Raw genomic sequence first — 15635 nt, 5'->3', positions numbered from 1 at the left:
AAGACAGTGCAATACAGTACTGCAACAACCGAATACGCGAGAAACTGCCCAATAAGAAAGATAATTCTTGTTCGGCCCGTATAAACGAATGATCGCAGAAAGCCACTTTCCCTCCGACCCACTATGTAAAACGCCAGACCAAATAGCGCCACACTTGACGCTACAAACGCGTAAAACCAGAAAGCGCCAACTCAGATATTTTTTGTAGGATGAGGATTATTCCTACAAGCATGCATAAAACAATCCGACAAATGGCACAACTCATATCGCGCGCCCGAACAGATATGCAACCCTAACTTGACTCCGCTTCGTCGTTTAGTAGCGAGCTAGTCTTGTGGACTGGCAATCCCCTCACCTGCGCCTGCACGGCCCGCCCCTCGGCCCGATTGCGAATAAACCCAGCCCGAGTGAACCGTTCCAGAAACGGCACCGGCAACGCTTTGTCAGGGGTTATCGCAGAATGCTCGGCCACATCCCCAAACAAGGTGTAAGCCGCACTCGGCAAGTGCCGGGTGTTGAGGTCGCTGGTCAGCCGCCCTTCCTGCAATACGATCGCGCGGTTGGTGACCCGTTGCAGGTCGGACAGGCGCTGGGATATGTAGAGGATGGCCACGCCTTGTGCGCGCTGGCTGTCGATCAGGCCAAGCAGGCGTTCGGTGTCGGGTTCCGGCAAGGCCGCGGTGGGTTCGTCGAGGATCAGGAGCCTGGGTTGCAGGGCAAAAGCGCGGGCCAGTACCAGCAGTTGGCGATCCGCCTGGCCGAGGCGTTCGACCGGGTATTGCAGCGGCAGGTCCAGGCCCAGGCCGGCAGCGATGGCTTCGGCGCGTTGTAACAGGCTCTTGCGGTTGAGCAGAAAATCCACGTCAGGCTGCCCCAACTCATCGAGCAACAGGTTCTCAGCCACGCTCAGGCCAGGGGCGATGGCGTCGTCGGGCTGTTGGTGCACGGCCACAATGCCGACTCGGCGTGCCGACAAGGGCGAGGTAAAGCGTTGGCGTTGCCCATCCACCCACAGTTCGCCAGCATCCGGCGCTAGGATGCCGCTGAGGATGTTGACCAGGGTAGATTTTCCCGCCCCCGCAGCGCCGAGCAGCGCCACGCCCTCCCCCGGGTAGATATCCAGGTTGATCTGATCCAGTGCCCATTGGGCGCCAAAGCGCTTGCACAGGCCAAGCAGGCGGACCAGCGGCTCGGGGGCAACGGGGTTGCTCATGGCTAATCTCTAAGGCGGAACAATGACTCATTGCAACGCGCCAGGGCGCTGATTTATGCAAAACAACAATGAGTTAGGCACCAAATTAAATGCATTACCTCATGAACAATCCAATAGCTGAATCGCATATCAAAAATATTTTGAGTTATAAGGCCCTTGTCAGCAGCTCGTTGAGCGCTTGGCTGACGGCGATCCGCTGAAACGATTAAAGAGTTGTAGGACATTGGCTATGTTTGGCCGCTATTGGATTTCATGGTCGCCTAAAAATAGTAATTATTGCTTAATTATCAACAAGTTAACGAAAATCAAAAAAACCTTTGGTTTTTTGCATCCGGAATTGCCTCTCAGAAACGTCGAATTAATGACGTTGTTTTTATGGCACTTTGTGTCCATCGTTTCTGCTACATGCGTAGGACGAATCCCCTAGCTAACTACAATTTCGAGTACCAACTCTGGTGTGTGAGCCACGGATCGCCCCGCAGAGGCCAGAGAATTTGCAGACGGTTTTCGACATCAAGGATGAGATGGCAATGAGCTTGACCCGCACTATTGCGAACACCCAGAGCCCGAATTTCTATGCCGAAATGGGCGAGTTGATTGCCAACAGTGGGCACGCCGACTTCGCCGCGCACATGCTGCACCTGGTGGACAAATGGGTACCGATCCACCTGGTGGACCTCAGCGAATGGACCCTCGACGAGCTACGCGACCGCGTGCTCGATATCACGTTGCTCGGCAGCGCTGGCCAGACGCAGGACCTGCCGCCGCCCCAGCCGCTGAACTCCATGGACGACCACCCGTTGCTGCGGGAAATGCTCGGCATGCAGGACCCGCTGCTGATCCAGCTAAAGGCCAAGGCCAAAAGCGCGTACCCACGCGGCACCTCGCACCAGTGCAACCTGGTGTCGCGCCAGGGCAAACGGCGCTGTGTGATTTCGTTTTATCGCCCGCCCAACCAGCGCGGGTTCTCCCTGGCCGAGTTGTCGTTTCTCAAGTGCCTGTCGGACACCCTGCTGCCACTGATCGAGTTCCATGCGCAGAGCCTGCGCCAGGCACCGCACGCCGAAGTCGAACCGGCCCACACGTTGCTGGAACAATCGCAATTGCAGCGTGAGTTCTACAAGCGCCTGTCCCTCGGCGACATCACCCTCTCGGCACGCGAGCAGGAGGTGTGCCTCGGTCTACTGACGGGCGGCACCGTGCCGCAGATGGCGGAAAAACTCAGCGTGAAGAACAGCTCCATCGAAACCTACCTCAAGCGCGCTGCTGCGAAGTTGGGCGTCAGTGGGCGACATGGTTTGGCCAAATGGATGATCGGTGTTTGATGAATAAATTGAGCGCATTCGCGAGGGTAGGCGCCTGAAGTGTCAGCGCAAACCCGACTGTCGCAGCCGATACTCTCCCGGCGTCAGCTGCGCATAACGAAGGAAAAACCGGCTGAAATACGCCGGGTCCTTGAAACCCAACTGGTAGCAGATTTCGTTCGCGGAGCTGCCGGTAAAGAGCAGTAGGCGCTTGGCTTCCTGCATCACGCGTTCCAGGATCAGGCGCTTGGACGGTAGATCAGCCAGGCGTCGACAGACTTCATTCAGGCGTGCCTCGGTCACGCCAATCCCCTCGGCATACCGCACCAGCGGCCAGTGCTCCAGATAGTGGGCCTCGATCAATTCGTTGAAGCGATGGAAGATGCGCAGGTCCTCATGGCGGGTCGGGCGCGCGGGTAACGAGTGCGCGCACAGGCGCAGCAAGCGAATCATGATCAGCCGCGTGAGGCTCTCCAGCGCAGCGGCGCGCCCTGCCCGTTCAGCGTTGATCTCATCGTTCAAGTCTTCAAACAGTTGATCCAGGCCGTGGTCACCCGCCGTCAGCGCCACACAGGCTGCGCCAGAGGCAAGGCTGGGGTCGGCGTCAATCACTCCCCACACAAGTTGCTGGCGCACGGTCAGCACATGTCCGTCGGCATCCGCTTCGGTAACAAAAGCGTGCGGCACCGTGGGCGGAGTGAGGAAAAACATCGGCCCGGACTCCACGTACTGGCGGTCATCCAGATACACCCGCACCGCACCGCTCTTCACGTAATGCACCTGGAAAAAACGGTCATGCCGATGCACGGGCATGTTGCGCCCGAAAAAACCCGCCAGGTTGCCGAGCTTGTCGTAATGCACCTCGGCATCGCTGTAACGCTGGTCGTAGACCTGCCCGATGTTGATGTTGGGAATCGGCTGCACGTTGTCACCTGATTCTTGTTTGAGTGCCGTTGGATTTTGCCACGCTTGACGGTAGTTAACATATTAATTATAACGTTAACAACTTAACGAACTGCCTATGCAGCAGTCGCCACCGTCAGGAGAAACGCATGAGCCGTACCCTGCATGATGTTGCCAGCGGCACCCTGTTCGGCGTTGCGCTGAACTACCGGGGCCTGCTGGACCAGCATCTCGCCGCCTTCCAGCAGGCGCCCTACCAGAAGCCGCCGACCAAGCCCGTGCTGTTTATCAAAACCCCGAATACGCGCAACGGGCACAACGCCGTGGTGCTGCATCCACAGGGTGAACGCCTGCAACCCGGCCCCGCCCTGGGTGTGGTGATCGGCCAGCGTGCGAGCCGCGTCAGCCTGGAAAATGCCATGGCTCATGTGGCGGGCTACGTGGTGGTCAACGAGTTCAGCCTGCCGGAAGACAGCTACTACCGCCCCGCCGTCAAAGCCAAATGCCGCGATGGCTTTTGCGTCCTCGGGCCACACCTTGTCCCGCGGGATCAGATTGCCAACCCAAACAAGCTGAGCCTCAAACTGTCGGTCAACGGCGAACTGCGCCAGGAAAACTCCACCGCCAATTGGGTCCGCGATATCCCGCAATTGATCGCCGAGATCAGCGAATTCATGACCCTGCATCCCGGCGATGTGCTGATCACAGGCACCCCTGAAGGCCGCGTGGATGTGCTGCCTGGCGACAAGGTTGAGGTCGAGATCAGCGGCGTGGGCCGCCTTTTTAGCCATATTCAAGCGGAGACTCAAGCATGAAACACGCCCGCATCCGCTTTGAAGATAATGTCCACGCTGTGCAGGTCGAGGCCGATAACGCCGTGCGCCTGAGCGATGGTCGCCTGCTCGCCGAGGATCAGGTGGAATGGCTGCCACCGGCCACCGGCACCATGTTCGCCCTCGGTTTGAACTACGCCGACCACGCCGCCGAGCTGGCCTTCACCCCACCCACGGAACCGCTGGCCTTTATCAAGTCCGTCGGCACCTACACCGGCCACCGCCAACTCACCTGGCGCCCGGACAACGTCGCCTACATGCACTACGAGTGCGAGCTCGTGGCAGTGATCGGCAAGGTCGCACGCAACGTCAAGCGCGCCGGCGCCCTGGATTACCTGGCCGGCTATACGGTGTGCAACGACTACGCGATCCGCGACTACCTGGAAAACTACTACCGCCCCAACCTGCGCGTAAAAAACCGCGACGCCACCACCCCGGTCGGCCCGTGGATCGTCGATGTCGCAGACGTACCCGACCCGAGCAACCTGAAGCTGCGCACGTGGATCAACGGTGAACTGCGCCAGGAAGGCAGCACCCGCGACATGATTTTCGATATCCCCTACCTCATCGAATACCTGTCCAGCTTCATGACTCTGCAACCCGGCGACATGATCGCCACCGGCACGCCCGAGGGCCTGGCCGATGTGGTGCCCGGCGATGAAGTGGTGGTGGAAGTCGAAGGCGTGGGCCGGCTGGTCAACCGAATTGTCAGCGAGACGGAATTCTTCTCCGTCCGTAAAGAGGCGTGAGAGACATGATCAAACACTGGATCAACGGCCGTGAAGTCGAAAGCAAAGACACCTTCATCAATTACAACCCGGCCACTGGCGAGGCGATTGGTGAAGTCGCCAGCGGCGGCCCGGAGGAAGTCGCGCAAGCCGTAGCGGCAGCCAAGGCAGCGTTCCCCAAGTGGGCCAACACCCCAGCCAAGGAACGTGCACGCCTGATGCGCAAGCTCGGTGAGCTGATCGAGCAGAACGTGCCGCACCTGGCCGAACTGGAAACCCTCGACACCGGGCTGCCGATCCACCAGACCAAAAACGTATTGATTCCGCGCGCCTCGCACAACTTCGACTTCTTCGCCGAAGTCTGCACACGTATGGACGGCCACAGTTATCCGGTGGACGACCAGATGCTCAACTACACCCTGTACCAACCGGTGGGCGTGTGCGGGTTGGTGTCGCCGTGGAACGTGCCGTTCATGACCGCCACCTGGAAGACCGCGCCGTGCCTTGCCCTGGGCAATACGGCGGTGTTGAAGATGTCGGAACTGTCGCCGCTGACCGCCAATGAACTGGGGCGCCTGGCGCTAGAAGCCGGGATTCCCAACGGCGTGCTCAACGTGATCCAGGGTTATGGCGCCACGGCGGGCGATGCCTTGGTACGTCACCCGGATGTGCGCGCTATTTCCTTTACCGGCGGCACCGCCACCGGCAAGAAAATCATGCAGACCGCAGGCCTGAAAAAGTACTCCATGGAGCTGGGCGGCAAGTCGCCGGTGCTGATCTTTGAAGACGCTGATCTGGAGCGGGCCCTCGACGCGGCGCTGTTCACGATCTTTTCGCTGAACGGCGAACGTTGCACCGCCGGCAGCCGCATTTTTATCCAGGAAAGCGTCTACCCGCAGTTTGTCGCCGAATTCGCCGCCCGCGCGAAACGCCTGATCGTAGGGGACCCGCAAGACCCGAAGACCCAGGTCGGCTCGATGATCACCCAGGCGCATTACGACAAGGTCACCGGCTACATCAGGATTGGTATCGAGGAAGGTGCGACCCTGCTCGCCGGTGGCCTGGAACGGCCAGCCAACTTGCCGGCGCACTTGAGCCGCGGCCAGTTTATCCAGCCGACGGTATTTGCCGACGTGAACAACAACATGCGCATCGCTCAGGAAGAAATCTTCGGCCCGGTGGTGTGCCTCATTCCCTTCAAGGACGAGGCCGAGGCCCTGCAACTGGCCAACGACACCGAGTACGGCCTGGCCTCCTACATCTGGACCCAGGACATCGGCAAGGCCCATCGCCTGGCGCGCGGTATTGAAGCCGGCATGGTATTTATCAACAGCCAGAACGTGCGCGATTTGCGTCAGCCGTTCGGTGGGGTGAAAGGTTCAGGTACCGGTCGCGAAGGTGGCCAGTACAGCTTTGAAGTGTTTGCCGAGATCAAGAACGTGTGCATTTCCATGGGCAGTCATCACATCCCGCGTTGGGGCGTGTAATTCGGGACATGCTAGCTGTCCTGTGGGAGCCGGGCTTGCCCGCGATGCGGTGCCTCAGGAGAACGCGTCGATGCCATCGCAGGCGAGCCAGCTCCCACAGGGATCTCATTGTCATTACAAGAATAATTATTCAGGAGAATCATCATGGGCGAAGTGGTCCTGGCGGCGAAGATCTGCCACGTACCGTCGATGTACCTGTCGGAACTGCCCGGCAAGCATCACGGCTGTCGCGACGCGGCGATTGCCGGGCACAAGGAAATCGGCCGCCGCGCCCGCGAGCTGGGCGCCGACACGGCGGTGGTGTTTGACGTGCACTGGCTGGTCAACAGCGGTTATCACATCAATTGCGGCGAGCAATTCCAGGGCACCTACACCAGCAACGAGCTGCCGCATTTCATCAAGAACATGGACTACGCCTACCCCGGTTGCCCGGAACTGGGCGAGCTGATCGCCGCCGAGGCCAACCTGGCCGGCGTGCGCAGCATGGCCCATAACATCCCGAGCCTGGAGCTGGAATACGGCACGCTGGTGCCCATGCGCTACATGCACATGGGCGTGCCGGAGGATGAGAAATTCAAGGTCATTTCGATCGCCGCGTGGTGCGCCTGGCACCGCCTGGAAGACAGCTTTGCCTTCGGTGCCGCCGTACGCCGGGCGATCGAGAAGAGCGATCGCAAGGTGCTGGTGCTGGCGTCCGGCTCGCTGTCCCACCGGTTTTCGGACGACCGCGAGGCCGAGGCGAATATCCACAACTGGACCCGCGAGTTCGACAAACAGATGGACCTGCACGTGGTGGAAATGTGGAAGCAAGGCCGTTTCAAAGAGTTCTGCGCGATGCTGCCGGACTACGCCGAACACTGCTTTGGCGAAGGCAAGATGCACGACACCGCCATGCTCCTGGGCCTGCTCGGCGGGCCGGAATATGCCCAGCCGGCGGAGATCATTACGCCGCCGTTCGGCAGTTCGGGCACCGGCCAGATCAACGCGATTTTCCCGCTATAGAACTGGGAGAAACCCATGCCGCATTTTATCGCCGAGTACACCGACAACATTGAACAGCAGGCCGACCTGCCTGGCCTGTTTGAAAAGGTTCACCGCGTGTTGGGAGACAGTGACGTGTTTCCCTTGGGCGGTATTCGCAGCCGCGGCGTGCGCCTGGACACCTGGCGCATGGCCGATGGCAAGCACGACTACGCCTTTGTGCACATGACCCTCAAGGTCGGCCATGGCCGCGACCTGGCCACGCGCCAGGCGGTGGCCGAGGCGTTGTTTGCGCTGATCACCGAACACTTCGCCCCGTTGCAGGCGCAACGCTTGCTGGCACTGTCATTCGAGATGGTCGAGTTACATCCGCAGCTCAACTACAAGCTGAACAATGTGCATGCGTTCCTGAACAACCCGGCGGGCTGAATCCCGCCGCTCCCCTCACGGCCACTCAGACAAAAAGTACAACATCATGAGCACAGCCCAATCCACTGCCAGCCGCGCGCTGGCCGAGCACGACCGCACCCATCGTTTGGTGACGTGGCGCCTGATGCCGCTGTTGCTGGTGTGTTACCTGTTCGCCCATCTGGACCGCATCAACATCGGCTTCGCCAAGATGCAGATGAGCAGCGACCTGCATTTCAGCGACACGGTCTACGGTTTCGGCGCCGGACTGTTCTTTATCGCCTACGCGCTGTTTGGCGTGCCGAGCAATATCGCACTCGACCGCGTCGGCCCCAGGCGTTGGATCGCCAGCCTGATGGTGGTGTGGGGCGTGTTGTCCACCGGCATGCTGTGGGTGGAGAGCGCGCGTGGTTTCTATGTACTGCGCTTTTTGCTGGGGGTCGCCGAGGCCGGTTTTTTCCCCGGGATCCTGGTGTTTCTCAACCGTTGGTACCCTGCGCGGCGCAGGGCCCAGGTCACGGCGTTGTTTGCGATTGCGGTACCGATGGCCGGTGTGTTGGGCGGGCCCTTGTCCGGGGCGATCCTCGAACATTTCCATAATGTGGGCGGCATGCGCGGCTGGCAGTGGATGTTCTTGATCGAAGGCCTGCCCGTGGTGTTGCTGGGGCTGGTGGTGCTCAAGTGGCTGCCGGATAGCTTTGACTCGGCGCGCTGGCTTACGCCTGAGCAGAAACAACAACTGTACGCCCAACTGCGCAGCGAAGAACAGCGCAAGACCATCACCTCGTTCGGCGGCATCCTGCGCGACCCGCAGGTGTGGTTGCTGGTGGCGGTGTATTTCGCCGTGATGCTGGCGGTCAACACGCTCGCGTTCTGGATGCCCACCCTGATCCACGGCGCCGGCATTGGCCGCGACAGCCAGGTCGGCCTGCTCAGCGCCGTGCCGTACCTGGCCGGGTGTTTCTTCATGATCGGCTGCGGGCGTTCATCCGACCGCCATCGCGAACGCCGCTGGCACCTGTGTGTGCCGCTGCTGATGGCCGCCGTCGGCATCGCCGTGGCCGGCCTGGCGCCGGGAAATCCATTGCTGGTGATGGGCGGGCTGGTGGTCGCCGGCATGGGCGCCAGTGCAGCGTTGCCGATGTTCTGGCAACTGCCGCCGGCGTTTCTGTCCAACACGACCCAAGCGGCCGGCATCGCCATGATCAGCTCGTTCGGCAGCATCGCCGCGTTCCTCGCGCCGTATCTGATCGGCTGGATGCGCGACGCCACCCATAGCGCCAGCCTGGCCCTTTACGTACTCGCCCTGTTTATCGCCCTCGGCGGCCTGCTGGTGCTGCGCACCCACGCTGCCATCGTTAACCCACACTAAGGACGCTTGCCATGCTCGACTCCCAGCAAATCCTCCAGGCCGCTGCCAACCTGGACCGCGCCGAACGCAGCCGCGAACAGGTCCGCCAGTTTTCCCTCGACTATCCGGGCATCACGATTGACGACGCCTACGCCATCCAGCGCGCCTGGGTGGCGCAGAAGATCAAGGACGGGCGTACGTTGAAGGGCCACAAGATCGGCCTCACGTCGCGGGCCATGCAAGTGTCGTCGAACATCACCGAGCCCGACTACGGGGCTCTGCTTGATGACATGTTTTTCGACGAAGGCAGCGACATTCCCTTCGAACGCTTCATCGTGCCGCGGGTGGAGGTGGAACTCGCGTTTATCCTCGGCAAACCGCTCAAGGGCCCGAACTGCACGGTGTTCGATGTGCTCGACGCGACCGAATGGGTGATCCCGGCGCTGGAAATCATTGACGCGCGCATCCAGCAGGTCGACCCGCAGACCAACGCTACCCGCAAAGTCTTCGACACCATCTCCGACAACGCCGCCAATGCCGGTGTGGTGCTGGGCGGCCGCGCCGTGCGGCCTACCGAGATCGACCTGCGCAAAGTACCCGCTGTGCTGTACCGCAATGGCGTAATCGAAGAATCTGGTGTATCGGCGGCGGTGCTGAATCACCCGGCAAAAGGCGTCGCCTGGCTGGCAAACAAGCTGGCAGCCTATGACGTGACGCTGTTGCCGGGGCAAATCATTCTTGGCGGCTCTTTCACCCGGCCGGTCGCGGCCAGGCCTGGCGACACCTTTCATGTCGACTACGACATGCTCGGCTCGATTGCCTGCCGCTTCGTCTGAACCCTGGAGGATCGTCATGGACATGCCCGTCAACCACTTCAAACAACGCCTGCACAAGGGCGAGGTACAGATCGGCCTGTGGCTCGGCCTCGCCAACGCTTACAGTGCGGAATTGGCCGCCAACGCCGGTTTCGACTGGCTGCTGATCGACGGCGAACACGCGCCCAATCACCTGCACGGCATGCTCGGCCAGTTGCAGGCGGTAGCGCCCTACCCTAGCCAGGCGTTGATTCGTCCGGTGATTGGTGACAGCGCGCTCATCAAGCAGCTGTTGGATATCGGCGCCCAGACACTGCTGGTGCCCATGGTGGAAAGCGCCGCCCAGGCCCGCGAACTGGTACGCGCCATGCGTTATCCGCCACAGGGTATTCGCGGTGTGGGCAGCGCCCTGGCCCGGGCTTCGCGCTGGAACAGCATTCCCGGTTACCTCGATCAGGCGGATGCACAGATGTGCCTGCTGGTGCAGATTGAAAACCGTGAAGGCCTGGCGAATCTGGATGAGATTGCCGCCATTGAGGGGGTGGACGGCGTGTTCATCGGCCCGGCGGATTTGAGTGCGTCGATGGGGCATCGGGGCAATCCTGGGCATCCGGAGGTGCAGGTGGCGATTGAACAGGCAATCGCGCGCATCGTGCAGTCGGGCAAGGCGGCGGGGATTCTCAGTGCTGATGAAAGCCTGGCGCGCCGTTATATCGAGCTGGGTGCGACGTTTGTGGCAGTGGGAGTGGATACCACGGTGTTGATGCGTGGGTTGCAGGCGCTGGCGGGGAAATTCAAAGGCATTCCCGAGGCCACCCCAGGAGGAGGAGTCTACTGAGATCTCCTGTGGGAGCTGGCTTGCCAGCTCCCACCTTTGGCCTGTAGTGGGCCATGCATTGATTCAGCGCTTGAGGTTGATGTTCTTCAGGTCATCCAACAGGCCCAGCAACGTCTGCAACTTCTCTTCTCCCAACTGTTCCTGCAACCGCTGGTAGTTGGCCTCCATGCAATGGCTCATCGACTCGAAACTCGCCTTGCCCTTATCGGCCAACGTCACCAACACCCGGCGCTGGTCCTGCTCGGCCTTGCGCCGATGCACCATGCCGGCGGTTTCCATGCGCACCAGCACGCCAGTCATGCTCGGCTTGAGGATGCACGCCAGTTCCGCCAGTTGGTAAATCTCCAGTTCACCGTGCTGCTCGAGGATGCGGATGATCCGCCATTGCTGCTCGGTCAGGCCGTGTTCGTTCAAGGACGGGCGGAAGAAACTCATCGCGGCTTCGCGGGCTTGCAGCAGGGTCAAGGTCAGGGACTGGCGAGGTTTGAGCATAGGAATCAGGGTCACGACGTATTTAGTTAATAATTTAACGAAACTCTAGCATTCCCTGCCAGCGAGCGCGCTATAACTTGTTGATCGCACCGCCCATGGCGCGCTGAATCAAAAGCCTGGGCACGCAGGATCAAGACTTCCATCCCGTCAGGGCCCCTAATGGAGGCATCCGCTTTAGAGCCTTCCTTCACCTTTTCAGGCTGCGCCATGATCAACATCGAAACCCCCACGTATTACACCGCCACCAAGAAATACAACCTCAGCTTCCCCACCCTGGAGCAGGACATCGACGCCGACGTCGTGGTGATCGGCGGCGGTTTCTCCGGCATCAACACGGCCCTGGAACTGGCGGAAACGGGCATCACCAATATCGTCGTGCTCGAAGCACGCTACCTGGGCTTTGGCGGCACAGGCCGCAACGGCGGCCAGATCATGGCGGGCATCGGCCATGACCTTGAGAAAATCAAGAAAGACGTCGGCGAAGACGGCCTGCGCCAGGTGTTCGAGATCAGCGACCTGGGCGCCGACATCATCAAGAACCGCATCGCCAAGTACAACATCGACGCGGACTTCTGCCACGGCTACGGCTATATGGGCTTCAATGCGCGCCAAGAGAAAACCCTGCGCGCCTGGGAAAAGGACTTCAAGTCGGTCAACAGCCAGCACGAGATCCGCTTTCTTGGCGGCTCCGACGTGCAGCAAATCATCGGCTCCAAAGCCTATAGCAGCGCCCTCCTGCACATGGGCGGCGGGCATGTGCACTCGCTGAACCTGCTATTGGGCGAAGCCACTGCGTTGGCCAGCCATGGCGTGCGGATTTTCGAGAACAGCCCGGCGCTGGAAGTCAGCTACGGCGAGCGCATCACCGTGCGCACCGGCCGTGGCTCGGTACGCGCCAGCAAGTTGCTGTGGGCCTGCGACAGCTTCCTAAACAAGCTGGAGCCGGAGCTGCACCGCTCAACCATCAACACCTACGCGTTCCAGATGATGACCGAGCCGTTGTCCGAGGAGCTTATCCAGCGCATCAGCCCGATTCGCGGCGCCTACAGCGATATTCGCCCAGTGATCGATTACTACCGCGTCACCAACGAGAACCGCCTGTTGTTCGGCGCTGCTACGCCGCTGGTGGAGCATATTCCCGGCGACCTGAAAGCCTGGAACCGCCACCTCATGCTGAAGATCTTCCCCTACCTCAAGGACGTGAAAATCGACCTGGCCTGGGGCGGCCCCATGGCGTGCAGCCCCAACCTGTTCCCGCAGATCGGCACCCTGCCGGGGCGCAGCAATGCATTTTTCGTGCAGGGTTATTCGGGCTTCGGCGTGACCCCCAGCCACATCATCTGCAAGGTTTTGGCCGAGGGCATGAGCGAAGGCTCGGCGCGCTATGACCTGATCAGCGCTATTCATCGCCCGTCCATCATCGGCAAGGACGCGATCCGCCCCTTGTTGCTGACGGCGGGTAAATCCTGGCACCAGCTATCCGGTTACTGGAACGGGCGCCGTTAACCCCATTTTTTCTCATCAGGAGCAACTGCCATGACCCTTACCACCCTCAAGCACAATATCCAGCTGTCGGAACTCGACGCCTGGGGCACCGTGGCCGACCTCGGTTCCGAGATTCTCGAAGGTGAAGTCCGCGCTTTCGGCAAGATGACCTTTGGCGCACCCACCGATGCCGTCAGCAGCGCCTACTTCGGCACCACCCAAGGCAAATTCCGCATGGTCTACCCGTTCGCCGAACAGGCCACCGTGGTCACCGGTGAAGTGCTGCTGACCGACGAATCCACAGGCAAAACCACGCGCTACAAGGCCGGTGACAGCTGGTTCGTGACCAAAGGCACGCCGGTGCTGTGGGAAGTGGTCAGCGAAAGCTTCGTCAAACACTACTTCGCCGTCGTGTAAGGAGGCATTGCCATGACGAGTTCGTCCGATTGGATCACCGTGGGCGCCCTCGCCGACGGTTTTGCCCCAGAAGCGTTCATCCTGCCCAACCTCGCCGAGCTGGCAGGCCAGGCCTTCACCCTGCACTTCGCCAATGGCTGGCAGATCGAGCATCGTTTCGAGCAGGACCGCCTGGCCTGGCACGCCGCGGATGGCCACTCCAGCGGCAGCGCGGCGTACCGTGCCACCTCGATTCGCCCAGGCCTGTACCTGGTCGACTTCGTCAAGCATGAGGCCGGGCACAGCTGGTCGATCAGCCTGGTGCTGGACACCGCGCACGCCTCATTCACCGCCGTGATCGGCCGTCTGCCGGATCAGGCTGAGACCCACGAAGGCCTCTACCACCGCGCCCTCGCCGGTAAACCGCTGACCTCGGTAGAAGTCGACTTCCTGCATGGCAGCCTCGACCGCCCATGGCAGGACGGCCATTGCCTGCATGCACCGACCGATGAACTGATCGGCCTGCGCAACCTATACCGCTACAGCCCCAGCGAAGTCTACGAACACATCTATCTCAACGAACGCTTCTACGCCTGGCAATGCTTGAAGGGTGTGGAGCAAGGCTTGTGCGACACCGACCGCTGCCATTACTACAAAATCGCCGAGCAGCTGTACCTGTTCGTGTGGCAGGAGAAGATCGTGCCCACGCTCGGTTTGGTGCTGATCGACCTGCAACAACACCGCAGTGACGGCAAGATCTTCGGTTATGCGGGGGCGTCCTTTGACGCGCTGTCAAACTTCCCGATCAGCTCGTACTGCCAGGTACTCAACCGCACGGAATACCCCCGTGACTGAGCCGCGCACGGTGGTGATCACCGGGGCCGGCACGGGCATAGGTGCCGCGTGTGCTCGGCTGTATGCGCAGGAAGGCGCGCGTCTGGTGCTGATCGGCCGGCGGCGTGAGCCACTGGAGCAGGTGGCGCGGGACACCGGCGGGCTGATTTTGGTGGGTGACGCCGCCTGTCCGACTACGTGGGACGGGTTTATCCGCCAGATCCACGAGCATTACGGGCGCCTCGATGTGCTGCTGGCCTGTGCCGGCGGCCATGGCCTGGGCAGCGCAACCCAGACCAGCCCGGCCACGTGGGAAGGCGCGCTGCGCAGCAATCTGGACAGCGCGTTCTACAGTGCCCGTGCTTGCCTGCCGCTTTTGCAGGAAAGCGCCGGGAATATCGTGTTGATCGGCTCCATCGCCTCCCTCGCGGCGGGCCCTGAGGTGTGCAGCTACACCACGGCCAAGCATGCGTTGCTCGGGCTTAATCGCTCGCTCGCGCGGGATTTCGGGCCGCGCGGCGTGCGGGTAAACACGGTCTGCCCGGGCTGGGTGCACACACCCATGGCCGATTCGGAGATGCAGCCGCTGATGGACGCTTATGGCGACACGTTGCAGCAGGCCTATGCGCGGGTCTGTGCCGATGTGCCGCTGCGCCGTGCCGCGCGTGCCGAAGAGATCGCCAAGGTCTGTCGATTCCTGGCCTCCAGTGAGGCATCGATCATTACCGGAGCAACGCTGGTGGCGGACGGCGGTTCAAGCATCGTCGATGTGCCAACATTGGCTTTCACGCGCCTGGAGCCCACGTATGCCGAATGATCTGGATTTCAGCGGGCAAGTGGTGCTTGTTACCGGCGGCGCCCAGGGCATTGGCCGGGGCATCGTCGAGGCGTTTGCCCAGCGTGGCGCACGGGTGGTGATCGCCGACCGTCTGCTGGCGCAGGCCCAGGACGTGGCCGCAGCGCTATCGGCGCAGGGGTATTGGGTTGAAGCCGTGGGTGTCGATCTGGCAGAGGCACAGGCTATTTTTGACTGCGTTCAAGGGCTGCCACAACTGGATATCCTGGTGCACAACGCCGGGTATTTTCCGCTGACGGCGTTTGAAGACATCACCCCGCAGATCCTGCAGCGCACGTTGGCGGTCAACCTGTCGGCGTTGTTCTGGCTGACCCAGGCTGCATTGCCGACGTTTCGCGAACAGGGTCGGGGTTGCGTGCTGGTGACGTCTTCGGTGACCGGCAACCGGGTCGGTTATCCGGGGCTCAGCCATTACGCAGCGTCCAAGGCCGGGGTCAATGGCTTTATCCGCAATGCGGCCCTGGAACTGGCAGCGTTGAATGTGCGGGTGAATGGTGTGGAGCCGGGCATGATCGCAACCCCGGCGATGGGCAACCTGGGTGACGCCGCGCTGAATGACACGATCGCCAGCCGTGTGCCCCTGGGTCGTTTGGGCGCGGCGGTGGATATCGCCGGAGCCATGTTGTTCCTGGCATCTGACCTGGCCAGCTACATCACCGGGCAGACCCTGGTGGTGGACGGTGGGTCCACCCTGCCAGAAGTCTGAAAATC

At 61.1% G+C, this 15635-nt stretch carries 17 protein-coding genes; 14 read left to right on the top strand and 3 right to left on the bottom strand.

Annotated features, from left to right (window positions below):
- Positions 1-292 precede the first annotated feature (292 nt).
- Positions 293-1213, bottom strand: a complete 921-nt coding sequence (locus tag BFP95_RS26340; RefSeq protein ID WP_065875969.1) for an ATP-binding cassette domain-containing protein — start codon at positions 1211-1213, stop codon at positions 293-295.
- Positions 1214-1743: 530 nt separating this feature from the next.
- Between BFP95_RS26340 and BFP95_RS26335 the strand changes: the two genes are divergently transcribed.
- Entirely contained in the window at positions 1744-2538 is a 795-nt protein-coding gene (locus BFP95_RS26335; RefSeq protein ID WP_065875968.1) for a helix-turn-helix transcriptional regulator, read from the top strand.
- 42 nt (positions 2539-2580) lie between these two features.
- Here BFP95_RS26335 and hpaA read toward each other — a convergent pair whose 3' ends face one another.
- Positions 2581-3441, bottom strand: a complete 861-nt coding sequence (hpaA, locus tag BFP95_RS26330; RefSeq protein ID WP_065875967.1) for a 4-hydroxyphenylacetate catabolism regulatory protein HpaA — start codon at positions 3439-3441, stop codon at positions 2581-2583.
- A 128-nt stretch (positions 3442-3569) separates the two neighbouring features.
- Here hpaA and BFP95_RS26325 point away from each other — a divergent pair, with 128 nt between their 5' ends.
- The 8 genes from BFP95_RS26325 (at position 3570) to hpaI (ending at position 10861) form a co-directional block, all read left to right on the top strand.
- Positions 3570-4235 (top strand): fumarylacetoacetate hydrolase family protein, encoded by a 666-nt coding sequence (locus tag BFP95_RS26325; protein WP_065875966.1) that lies wholly within the window; start codon positions 3570-3572, stop codon positions 4233-4235.
- Entirely contained in the window at positions 4232-5002 is a 771-nt protein-coding gene (locus BFP95_RS26320; RefSeq protein ID WP_065875965.1) for a fumarylacetoacetate hydrolase family protein, read from the top strand. Before BFP95_RS26325 ends, BFP95_RS26320 begins: the two co-directional genes overlap by 4 nt.
- 5 nt (positions 5003-5007) lie before the next feature.
- Entirely contained in the window at positions 5008-6468 is a 1461-nt protein-coding gene (gene hpaE / locus BFP95_RS26315) for a 5-carboxymethyl-2-hydroxymuconate semialdehyde dehydrogenase (RefSeq protein ID WP_065875964.1), read from the top strand.
- Positions 6469-6612: 144 nt separating this feature from the next.
- Positions 6613-7470: a 3,4-dihydroxyphenylacetate 2,3-dioxygenase gene (gene hpaD, locus BFP95_RS26310; protein WP_065880940.1), complete on the top strand. Its 858-nt coding sequence runs from the start codon at positions 6613-6615 to the stop codon at positions 7468-7470.
- A gap of 15 nt (positions 7471-7485) precedes the next feature.
- Entirely contained in the window at positions 7486-7878 is a 393-nt protein-coding gene (locus tag BFP95_RS26305) for a 5-carboxymethyl-2-hydroxymuconate Delta-isomerase (RefSeq protein WP_065875962.1), read from the top strand.
- A 46-nt stretch (positions 7879-7924) separates the two neighbouring features.
- Entirely contained in the window at positions 7925-9229 is a 1305-nt protein-coding gene (locus tag BFP95_RS26300; protein WP_065890700.1) for an MFS transporter, read from the top strand.
- An 11-nt stretch (positions 9230-9240) separates the two neighbouring features.
- Positions 9241-10044 carry a 2-oxo-hept-4-ene-1,7-dioate hydratase gene (gene hpaH / locus BFP95_RS26295; protein ID WP_049712532.1) on the top strand — a complete coding sequence of 268 codons (804 nt, stop codon included), beginning with the start codon at positions 9241-9243 and terminating at the stop codon, positions 10042-10044.
- Between the two features lie 16 nt (positions 10045-10060).
- Positions 10061-10861 (top strand): 4-hydroxy-2-oxoheptanedioate aldolase, encoded by an 801-nt coding sequence (gene hpaI, locus BFP95_RS26290; RefSeq protein WP_065875960.1) that lies wholly within the window; start codon positions 10061-10063, stop codon positions 10859-10861.
- Between the two features lie 63 nt (positions 10862-10924).
- On the opposite strand, the gene hpaR is transcribed toward hpaI, so the two are convergent.
- On the bottom strand, positions 10925-11353 hold the full coding sequence (gene hpaR, locus BFP95_RS26285; protein ID WP_065875959.1) for a homoprotocatechuate degradation operon regulator HpaR: 429 nt from the start codon (positions 11351-11353) through the stop codon (positions 10925-10927).
- 207 nt (positions 11354-11560) lie between these two features.
- On the opposite strand from hpaR, the gene BFP95_RS26280 reads away from it, so the two are divergent.
- Genes BFP95_RS26280 through BFP95_RS26260 form a run of 5 tightly spaced genes read left to right on the top strand, consistent with a single transcriptional unit; the run spans position 11561 to position 15630 of the window.
- On the top strand, positions 11561-12859 hold the full coding sequence (locus BFP95_RS26280) for an NAD(P)/FAD-dependent oxidoreductase (protein WP_065910908.1): 1299 nt from the start codon (positions 11561-11563) through the stop codon (positions 12857-12859).
- Between the two features lie 30 nt (positions 12860-12889).
- A complete protein-coding gene (locus BFP95_RS26275) occupies positions 12890-13255 on the top strand; it encodes a cupin domain-containing protein (protein ID WP_065910907.1) in 366 nt (121 codons plus the stop codon).
- A gap of 12 nt (positions 13256-13267) precedes the next feature.
- A complete protein-coding gene (locus BFP95_RS26270; RefSeq protein WP_065880937.1) occupies positions 13268-14089 on the top strand; it encodes a molybdenum cofactor biosynthesis F family protein in 822 nt (273 codons plus the stop codon).
- Positions 14082-14885, top strand: coding sequence for an SDR family NAD(P)-dependent oxidoreductase (locus BFP95_RS26265; RefSeq protein WP_065910906.1), 804 nt, complete (start codon positions 14082-14084; stop codon positions 14883-14885). Before BFP95_RS26270 ends, BFP95_RS26265 begins: the two co-directional genes overlap by 8 nt.
- On the top strand, positions 14875-15630 hold the full coding sequence (locus tag BFP95_RS26260) for an SDR family oxidoreductase (protein ID WP_065875954.1): 756 nt from the start codon (positions 14875-14877) through the stop codon (positions 15628-15630). The genes BFP95_RS26265 and BFP95_RS26260 overlap by 11 nt, the downstream gene beginning before the upstream one ends.
- Positions 15631-15635 lie beyond the last annotated feature (5 nt).

This window comes from Pseudomonas sp. 58 R 12 (assembly GCF_900005865.1).
GTDB lineage: Bacteria > Pseudomonadota > Gammaproteobacteria > Pseudomonadales > Pseudomonadaceae > Aquipseudomonas > Aquipseudomonas tritici.
This window is presented reverse-complemented; position numbering and strand designations above follow the sequence as displayed.